Origin of the sequence: Variovorax raffinosi, from assembly GCF_051216615.1 — a bacterium.
Lineage (GTDB): Bacteria > Pseudomonadota > Gammaproteobacteria > Burkholderiales > Burkholderiaceae_C > Variovorax.
Window position 1 is genome coordinate 1 of sequence record NZ_JBPJZR010000029.1, and the last position, 8,493, is coordinate 8,493.

The following is an 8,493-nucleotide window of genomic DNA, read 5'->3' on the forward strand; positions in this document are numbered from 1 at the left end:
CATGGTGATCACCTTGAATCCCTGCTGAAATTCTCAGCAGGTCAGTGGAACACCCTGGTCAATATTGGATCGGCACTTTGCGGTTTAGCTGGTCAAGATTGCGTCGGCACTAACACCTTCACGCTCTTCGCGATCAACGTGGGCAAGCATGGGGCGTGCGATTCGCGCGCGGCCCGGCTGATGCGTGATGGTCGGCGCAAGGCGGCATGCAAGGCGCTCGCGCGCGGGCCAGATGGTCGGCCGGTATGGAGCTATTCCGGCGGCGTGTTCGTGCAGGGGCTGCAGAACCGCCGGCAGTACGAGAAGAACTGGTGTCTGACACTGGCGGAGCTAGGTTGATGCTGCCCGACTTCCGCGCCCTGATGCTCTGGGCCCTTGGTCTGGGGCTCGCTGGTGCACTGCTCATTGCAGGCATCGAGCGCGACCGCAGCGCCGCTGCTCGCACCGAAGCCGCGACCGCGCGAAAGGATCTCGCCGCCTACCGCGCCATGGCCGCCGAGTCCGCCCGCTTTGCCGAATGCGCGCAGCGCACGCAAGAACAGACCTGGCGCAGTCGCGTCGAAGGAGTGATTGAAGATGGTCAACAAAAAAATGCCGTGTACCGCGTTGCTGTTGATCGTGCTGGCGCTGCTGAACGCAAGCTGCGCGACGAGGTTGCTGCCTATCGCGCCGCCATCCGTGCAGCCGGCGCAGCGGCCGCCGCTGCCGAAGGAAGGGCGTCAGCCACAGCCCCCCTCGATTTGCTTGTCGACCTGTTCGGACGGGCTAACACGAGAGCGAGAGAGCTGGCGAGCATTGCTGATGAACGCGGCGCCGCCGGCAGCATCTGTGAGCGGTATTTCGACGCAATGACGGCGAACTAGGCCTTTTCGCCGGTCGATGGTCGGGGCCGCATGTATCTTGTGCTGCTGCAGGGCTAATGTGGCCTCAAAGTATGAGGAAAGTGAAGGTCCAGAGATGCGGCGGGACGTTGTTGGTGCAGATACTTTGGAAACCTAGCGTGTAGGTTCCAGCGGATTGGAAGTACAGACGAATGAGACCGGGAGGGTCGATCCCGAGCGCGCTACCTGGCGGCTGAGGTGTGGCCAGGCTGAAATCGCATTCGCTCGTCACCTCTGGCGAACCGTCGGCACTACTGTGAAATCGTTTCAGGCTGATAGTGAAGTTCGTTGCGGCAGGTCTATTCAGCGGCCCCCCTGAGACGGCATTGGTGTATTGCGCAAATTCGGTGACTGCAAAGGTGGCGGGAGGCGAGTCGCCTGCTTGGACGGTGACGTTGGTCTGAACGCCTGCATCCGGCACCGGTGGATCGGAGGGCTCTACGTCGAGATCGGGCCGCGTGGAGGTAAAGGTCGCGGTTGTATTGTTGTTGCTCAACGTCATCGCGAGGCTTGCGCTTCCCGAAGGTGGCATTGCCCAGTTCAAGGTTTGGCTCGAAGCGGTCACGTCAACACCATCACTGCGCAGCACCTTTGCGGTGATGACTACAGTCCGATCGGCTGCGACCTTGGCTGAAGTGGCTGAGAGGATCGTTTGGTAGGTGTAGTTAGGCAGGGCGGTCGCCGAGATTTGCCCACTCATGGTGCTGCCGTTGGGGGCCGTTGTTTGAGCAGTGACAGTAGCGGAAGCAGGCGTTGTCGAAGAAGTATTGTTTGCCAGCAGGCTTGCAGTCGCCCCACTGGGCGTGATGCCAACCACGGTGGTATCGCTGTTGCTCCAACTCCAGCCGCTGGCTGCGGCGGTCACGTCGGTCCCGTCGCTTGCCAACACAGTCGCGCTGACCGTCATCGGTTGGCCGTACTGCAGGTTGACGGTCGGATTGGCCAGCACGAGCTTGTAGGTGAGCGGTGCAGCAACGACCGTCACCGTCGCCTGCTGCGTTAGTGCCGTGCCATCCGGGGCGGTGGCCTTCGCCGTGATCTGAACCGAGCCGGTCGCGACTCCAGTCACGGCGCCTGTGGATGCTGCACCGTCCTGGTTTGCGACGGTGGCCAGCGTCGGATCGCTGCTCGTGAAGACCGTCGGTGGGTTGGCAACGCTGCGGCCCTGGCTGTCGACCATCGAGACAACGAGCTGTAGCGTCTTACCGACCGTGACCTCGCCCGCGGTTGGTGTCAACGTCGCCTGATAGGTGACCGGAGCCGGAGGTGGCGCGATCGGAAAGATCGGGACGCTCGCGCCATCTTCACCGCCGCCACACGCCGCCAGGATCGAGAGAAGCATCGAGGCAGCCACGCGACGAGCGAGCACTTGGATTCTTGCCGACGGGCTTTGGCCGGCGGCGCAGGAAACGAACGACATAAGTAGATCCTCCAACGGCGCGCGATGTTAGAGAGGCCTGTCGCGGAGCGCATTGGACTAAAGTCCAATGCCGGGCCGATTTTGGGTGAGGGGAAACCCCGTACTGACAACTGGAAAATTCGCCGACGGTGCTCATGCCGCCGGCGGTATCTGCGAGCGCTACGCCGAAGCCATCGCACCCTGAGCAATAAGGTCACTCACCCTTCTGAGTGGGCTTCGCGAAGTCTTGGCTGCACGAGGTCGAGAGCTTCTTGACCGAGGCCGACTCATTGTTGAAGGGCGAGACTACGAAGTGCAGCTTCTGCTCGGCACGGTGAGCAACGACCGCGCGCTGCTGACGTCAGCGCAGACGGACTACAGCCTTCCAGTCAGCAAGTTGCCCACGCCGGACTAATCACCATCCCCACGGCCACCGTGACCATCCTCAGCCTTCGGGCTGGGAGATTTTCTGCGCTTGGAGACGGCTCAGTGCCCGAAGATGCCCCATCTCTTGCGCTTCCGAATGGCATTTGCGGCGACTATTTTTCTTTCGCGCACTGGATACCGCGCTTCAAGGCGTGTGGCGAGTTCGAGAAATGCTTGTGCTCCGTTGATGCCGCGAGCCTCCTCCCAACCTTTGACCCGGTCGACGATGTCGTAGAGGCTGCGCAGTACTGAGACGGCTGCGACGTAGCCAGTGCGGTCTTGGGTCTTCGACTGCGCGAAATGCTGGTCGATCTGACGATGGGCAAAGGCGATCAGATCCGAGTCGTCCTCGAACACGCGATACCTGTCGTTCTGAGAGGTGTACTTGTTGGTCTTCTCGATCCAGGTCGCAGCGTCTTTGTGCGTGAGATGGTGGATGCAGATTTCATCTTCTGCGGAGGGGAAAGCGCAGTCCTCGACACGGTAGTTCCATTCGTTATGGACCGTGCTGCGGAAGATGACAGCGTCTCGTCGGAACAGCCTGGGCTTGCGATCCGGCCAGTAGTAGGCATCCTCATCATGGGTGCCCAGGATGTAGTGACGGATCGGAAAGATGTAGACGCCAGCGCGCGGCGCCTCGAGTTCTTGCTGGATGTACTGGCCGGCCTCGAAGCTGAAACACTCGTCATCGTCCATGCACACGATCCAATCGTGCTTACACGCGTCTACGGCGGACTGCCGCGAGTCCTCTCCCAATGGGCGCCAAGGCTCAACGATGACGCGGTCGGCAATTTTCATGGCCAACTCGGCCGTCCCGTCGGTCGACGACTTGTCCACCACAATCAACTCGTCGAGAAACCATAGCGATCGCAATGTCGCTTCGATCACGTCTGCGCGGTTGTACGAGATAGCGACGCCGCTGATTTTCTGTCTCTCACTCATGGGTGCCTTGAGGTATGGGTGCCAATTCTGGCAGGCAACTAGCTGTGTCCAGACGACTCCCGCTAGCGCGATTCGCGACCACGCCATGCCTTCGGTGATCATGGTCAAGCCAGCGTCGAGCGTCTGTGGACCATCTGGCTCGGAGGCAGGCGCCACGGAGCCATGATTGATAGCTGGCCGAAGTAGGGCTACTGCTTGGCGTCGTGCGGAACGATAGAGGGCGGCTTAATGAATAACTGCTTAGGGCAGCGTGCAGGTCCAGGCACTCGTGGGAGTGTTCGCAACAATATAGTTTTTGGCGGTGACCACCGGCTGAACCCACAGATCGTTGCGCTTCGTGTAGACGTAGTTGACGATCTGCGTGTAAGCGGCCAAGCTGACTGCGTTGCCGTCACCAGTGTCTCCAAGCGAGTGAAACGCCAGCACAGTCCACGTCCCCTTCGCGATGCCGTTGTCGATGGCTGCTTTCGCTGTGTTGAAGGCCGTCGCATCATCCCCGGCGATTGAAAGTCTGGAAACGAAAAAGCGTCGCTGAGCTATGACATCCGGATCGTTCTCAGCAGTACCGACGACGGTGGCGCCTGACATGGTGGCGGATAAGAGCGCTGCGTATTCACAGGCTCCAACTTGCCTGTGCTGAGGTACTGATCTGAGGACCAACGATTTAGTTTCCTTCTGGATATGCATACGTATGATCGACCGATGTATTGGAGTAGATGTTCGTGAGCAGCCACTGCTCATTGGTGCCGACATCTGTAGCCACATCCACCCACGTCTTGCCTGCCAGGGTCGCACTTCCCCAATGAGAGTACGAGTGATTGCCAACCTCGTGCCCCCTCTGAAAAACACTCTGCCATGAGGAAGCGTTAGAGACGACGACGGGGAGGCCCCCGGGCGTAAGGTAAAACGTGCCGCGAAAACCGTAAGATTCCAAGGTTGTCGCTTGGGTCAACTGCGAGGGCCAGCCATCGTCATGTGAGAGGCTTATCGCGCCGTTGGGCCAAGTCAGCGCGTTGACCGAACTCAAAAGAGAAAAGAAGACAGTCGCGCCCACGAGAAGGCGCCGGCGAGCATTCGACATTCCTCACTCCAGTAATAGTTGGGCGCAAAGTATTGCATGTAGCAACAGGGCGCCAAAGCATTTGTTGGAAGGGTGCGCGACCAAGGAAAGGACCTCGTTGTGGTCTGCGTCCCAGCTTGTCGCTCTTCTAGAAATTGTTCGACCACGCTGACGCGCATCGCTAACGAGCGGGGCGCCACTGGCACGATCTGCGAGTGGTACGCTGACACCACTTGGTCCCGGCGGGTGCAAGGTAGCACGAGCTCTCGCTGGATCACCCGCTTTGGCTTTGGCAGGGCTGGGGGGCTTTTGGGTGCTCGGCTATGAAAATATGGCGGCGACTATGCTCAAGTAGCCAATCACTAAGGCCACAAGCACCCCGAAGATCACGGCGGCTCTGGCTATGCTTGGTTGCTCTGCAGGCTGCACAGCACGAGCCCTGGCGTGATTCGGATCGAACAACTGCATCACTGTGTCGCTCACCGTTTCGATGTCGTTGACGTAATAGTTCTCCGCTATATCAGCGCGGCTTGCTGCGTCTTCTGATTCGAATTCAGTTGGGGATTCAACCAAATCATGAGGGAGATAGATAGGAATTTCAGCGACCGCTGACTGATCTGCGATATACCTCCCAAGATCGGTGATCTGGAGTGTTCTCTTATTGCAATGGACGACCCCCGGCGCGGATGAAAACCATCCGACCTTATGCTGCACCGTGCCGTGATGACAGAAGTAGACGGTTGCTTGCTGGGCAAGAAGAATGGTCTGGGCAATGCTGATGCCGACAGCGTTCAAGACAGATTCAGGGCGGGAAGTTTGCGCAATGATCATGCCGGCTACTTCAGCGGCGATCGCGGAACATTCCTCGACCAACTTGCGCTGCGCTGGCTTGTCATAGGTGATGTTCTCAATGAAGTCCTCTGGCACGGAATGCCCATCGAGGATGATCAGACCGTCTGGATTGCGGGAGAGGTAGTCGCGTCCGATCTTGGCAACGACGTGTGCTTGGTTGGTTGGAACTCGGGTCCTTGTACGAATGCTGAGCCACAGGATCGTCGAACTGTGTGCCGCGACTCGGAGCCGCAGGGCGATCTCCTGCTCCGATTGCGCGCGGGAATTGAACGCGGCCAGGAGTCGATGAACCAGCCTGCCAGGGATGAAGGTCGATCCAACGGGCAGCCGCAACTTGGGTGCCACATTGATCTGTGCAAGGAAGACATCTGGGACGTGCCGCATCGAAAGACGTGCGAGTTCCGGGAATATCTGCGTGATCGGCCCGAGCGGCTCATGCGTGTTGATGATCTGGACGGCACCCTTGAGATTGCAATGCTTGATAATTGCCTGCAGGGATGGCAACTGGTTCCAAGCGTGATGCGCGAAGTTGGAGTCGCCGGAAAGCAGGTCAATCCCGGGTTCAGGCTGTGCTTCGATGGGGTGAAGACGAAGTTGCTCCGCCAGCCGCTCGAGATGCTCATGTCTAACCGCCCAATGGTCATCGACTATTTTTAGGAATAGTCGCTGTGCTGGCAGGATCAGCGCGCACAGAGGAAAGCCGCGCGCCAGGTGGCCGATGCCGACAATGAACCCCTCGAAGAACACGAAGGTCGTTTTGTCTTCACCGAGCACCACGGAATGCTTAGCCGCGTGCAGGTGCCCGTTCAAGGGGGACGCAATTTTGAAGGATCCACTCTGGATGGCGTCGAAAAGGTATCGCCGAAGAGTGCGAGGGACATAAAAATCAGAAGCAAGCTGAATGCTTTTGATGCTCTCGTGCAGGTGTGGAAGCGAATAGTGCTGAGCCAGGCCGGCGAGATGGTTCCTCGTGAGGTCGCTCTCGGTTGCGAATGGGAGGTTCAGGTGCTGCATAGGACTTCTGCCAAGTCATCTTACCTTGGCCTACGCGATCCTCATTCCCTTGGCCAAGCTGGCTGGCGTGGAGCTTTCAGGGTTCTTACAAGGTTGGCCAAACAGTTCCCAACCTGCTGCATCCGGTGATGGTTGGCGAACTGCAGTCTCCGTACCTACAAGACTGGCCGGCAGACGAGAAAGCGCTTGCGGGTGCAGCGCGGCTGGAGCTCCACGGGAACTCCGGGTATCGCGGTTGCGGCGAAGTAGTCGATCAAGCTAAGGGACTGGGCCAGGTGCGCGGCTTCGTCTTCAACTTCGGGGATGTCCCGGCTGGTGCAGAAACTGTCTAGTTTCAGATTGACCGACTGGACCTTTGGTGAGCACAAGTGTGAGCAGATAAACGACTGCTTTCGAGAACAGCGAACTTCGGCTCAGGGCGGCGGATTCAACCGGTCGATGCAACACACTAAGAACTGCGTAGGCAGAAGGAGTGTTGCAGATGAAGTACCGGACACGGACCTACTACACGGACAGCCAGAAGGCATTGATGTGGGAGCGCTGGAAGGCCGGCTGGACTCTTCATCAGATCGCTCACCTGTTTGATCGATCACACGGATCCGTACGAGGCATTCTGGCTCAGACGGGTGGTATCCGCCCGCCCGAGCGACATCGCTCGAGGCTGGCGCTGACACTTGCTGAGCGAGAGGAAATCTCTCGTGCCCTGGTGATCGGCCACTCGATCCGTGCGATCGCAGCGCGAATCGAGCGAGCGCCCTCTACGGTCAGTCGCCAGATCGAGCGCAATGGTGGGCGAGTTGGCTATCGGGCGAACCAGGCCGACAGCGCGGCTTGGGATCGGGCGCATCGTCCGAAGCGCTGCAAACTGGCTGAGAGCCACGCCCTGGCGCGTGTGGTGACCGACAAGCTGCGCCTGCTGTGGTCGCCGGAGCAAATTGCTGGATGGCTCAAGCATACTTATCCGTGCGACGAGACCTTCCACGTGTCACACGAGACCATCTACCGCAGTCTTTTCATCCAAGCGCGTGGCGCCTTGAAGAAGGAGCTGCTGGAGCACCTCAGACGTACTCGCGGCATGCGTCGCTCTCGTCATCACACGCAGAAGACGGCGATCCATGGGCAGATCGTCGATGCGGTTTCGATCAGCGAGCGACCCGCTTCTGTTGAGGGTCGGGCGGTGCCTGGCCATTGGGAAGGAGACTTGGTTTTTGGAAGTGCCAACAGCCAGATCGCAACGCTGGTTGAGCGTCAAACGCGATATGTGATGTTGGTGAAGCTGGAAGGCAAAGACACGCAAACGGTTGTGAACGCGCTCATCAAGAATGCTCGCAAATTGCCGCAGGAGCTCTACAAGTCACTGACCTGGGACAGAGGCACGGAGATGCACGGGCACAAGCAATTCACGATAGCCACCGATATCCAGGTCTACTTCTGTGATCCGCGCAGCCCCTGGCAGCGCGGAAGCAACGAGAACACGAACGGACTGCTCAGGCAGTACATGCCCAAGGGCGTCGATATCTCGGGCTACTCACAGGCTCAGCTCAACGCGATCGCGCGACAATTGAATGAGAGGCTGCGTAAGACGCTCGGCTCCCAGACGCCCGCTGAGATGTTCAGCGAATCTGTTGCATCGACCGGTTGAATCCGCCGCCCCATACCAGCCGAGGGCGGTGGGGTGGCAGATGAGCCTCTTTTGACGCTTGACGACGTCAAGCAGAGGCAAAGAGCCCGGCGAGGATCATGGTTATTGCGGCGATCGCGAGATGCTGACTCGGTAGATCACGCGTGCTGGGTCAACACAGGGTAAGCGGATGGGCGCTCCATCTTGACGGTCCCGATCAGCGGTTGCCCCTGCTGCAGAGTCAGGTGAGCGGTTGCCAGCGATGTGGCAGGAGATCGTCAATTCGGCTGTTCAGGTG

8 protein-coding genes are annotated in these 8,493 nt (G+C 59.1%); 3 read left to right on the forward strand and 5 right to left on the reverse strand.

Annotation, left to right across the window (positions count from 1 at the left end; translation table 11 throughout):
* Together ACSFB7_RS37550 and ACSFB7_RS37555 are read left to right on the forward strand one after the other, a co-directional pair.
* Nucleotides 1-339 (forward strand): glycoside hydrolase family protein (locus ACSFB7_RS37550; protein WP_435477408.1); only part of this gene is annotated, 339 nt, incomplete at its 5' end.
* Nucleotides 339-863 (forward strand): DUF2514 family protein, encoded by a 525-nt coding sequence (locus ACSFB7_RS37555; RefSeq protein WP_435477409.1) that lies wholly within the window; start codon nucleotides 339-341, stop codon nucleotides 861-863. The genes ACSFB7_RS37550 and ACSFB7_RS37555, both read left to right, overlap by 1 nt.
* A gap of 64 nt (nucleotides 864-927) precedes the next feature.
* Here ACSFB7_RS37555 and ACSFB7_RS37560 read toward each other — a convergent pair whose 3' ends face one another.
* The 5 genes from ACSFB7_RS37560 to ACSFB7_RS37580 form a co-directional block, all read right to left on the reverse strand.
* Entirely contained in the window at nucleotides 928-2,223 is a 1,296-nt protein-coding gene (locus ACSFB7_RS37560) for a hypothetical protein (protein ID WP_435477410.1), read from the reverse strand.
* A 543-nt stretch (nucleotides 2,224-2,766) separates the two neighbouring features.
* Nucleotides 2,767-3,750 (reverse strand): glycosyltransferase, encoded by a 984-nt coding sequence (locus tag ACSFB7_RS37565; protein WP_435477411.1) that lies wholly within the window; start codon nucleotides 3,748-3,750, stop codon nucleotides 2,767-2,769.
* A 138-nt stretch (nucleotides 3,751-3,888) separates the two neighbouring features.
* Nucleotides 3,889-4,236 carry a polysaccharide deacetylase family protein gene (locus ACSFB7_RS37570; RefSeq protein ID WP_435477412.1) on the reverse strand — a complete coding sequence of 116 codons (348 nt, stop codon included), beginning with the start codon at nucleotides 4,234-4,236 and terminating at the stop codon, nucleotides 3,889-3,891.
* 76 nt (nucleotides 4,237-4,312) lie between these two features.
* On the reverse strand, nucleotides 4,313-4,729 hold the full coding sequence (locus ACSFB7_RS37575; RefSeq protein WP_435477413.1) for a polysaccharide deacetylase family protein: 417 nt from the start codon (nucleotides 4,727-4,729) through the stop codon (nucleotides 4,313-4,315).
* Nucleotides 4,730-5,029: 300 nt separating this feature from the next.
* Complete coding sequence (locus tag ACSFB7_RS37580; protein WP_435477414.1) at nucleotides 5,030-6,574, reverse strand: hypothetical protein; 1,545 nt, start codon at nucleotides 6,572-6,574, stop codon at nucleotides 5,030-5,032.
* 481 nt (nucleotides 6,575-7,055) lie between these two features.
* Between ACSFB7_RS37580 and ACSFB7_RS37585 the strand changes: the two genes are divergently transcribed.
* Nucleotides 7,056-8,216 carry an IS30 family transposase gene (locus ACSFB7_RS37585; protein ID WP_435477415.1) on the forward strand — a complete coding sequence of 387 codons (1,161 nt, stop codon included), beginning with the start codon at nucleotides 7,056-7,058 and terminating at the stop codon, nucleotides 8,214-8,216.
* Nucleotides 8,217-8,493: the final 277 nt, after the last annotated feature.

Coding starts and splice junctions, on each gene's coding strand:
- ACSFB7_RS37585 (WP_435477415.1), top strand. CDS start 7,056: ATGAAGTACCGGACACGGACCTACTACACGGACAGCCAGAAGGCATTG.
- ACSFB7_RS37560 (WP_435477410.1), bottom strand. CDS start 2,223: ATGCTTCTCTCGATCCTGGCGGCGTGTGGCGGCGGTGAAGATGGCGCG.
- ACSFB7_RS37565 (WP_435477411.1), bottom strand. CDS start 3,750: ATGATCACCGAAGGCATGGCGTGGTCGCGAATCGCGCTAGCGGGAGTC.
- ACSFB7_RS37570 (WP_435477412.1), bottom strand. CDS start 4,236: ATGTCAGGCGCCACCGTCGTCGGTACTGCTGAGAACGATCCGGATGTC.
- ACSFB7_RS37575 (WP_435477413.1), bottom strand. CDS start 4,729: ATGTCGAATGCTCGCCGGCGCCTTCTCGTGGGCGCGACTGTCTTCTTT.
- ACSFB7_RS37555 (WP_435477409.1), top strand. CDS start 339: ATGCTGCCCGACTTCCGCGCCCTGATGCTCTGGGCCCTTGGTCTGGGG.
- ACSFB7_RS37580 (WP_435477414.1), bottom strand. CDS start 6,574: ATGCAGCACCTGAACCTCCCATTCGCAACCGAGAGCGACCTCACGAGG.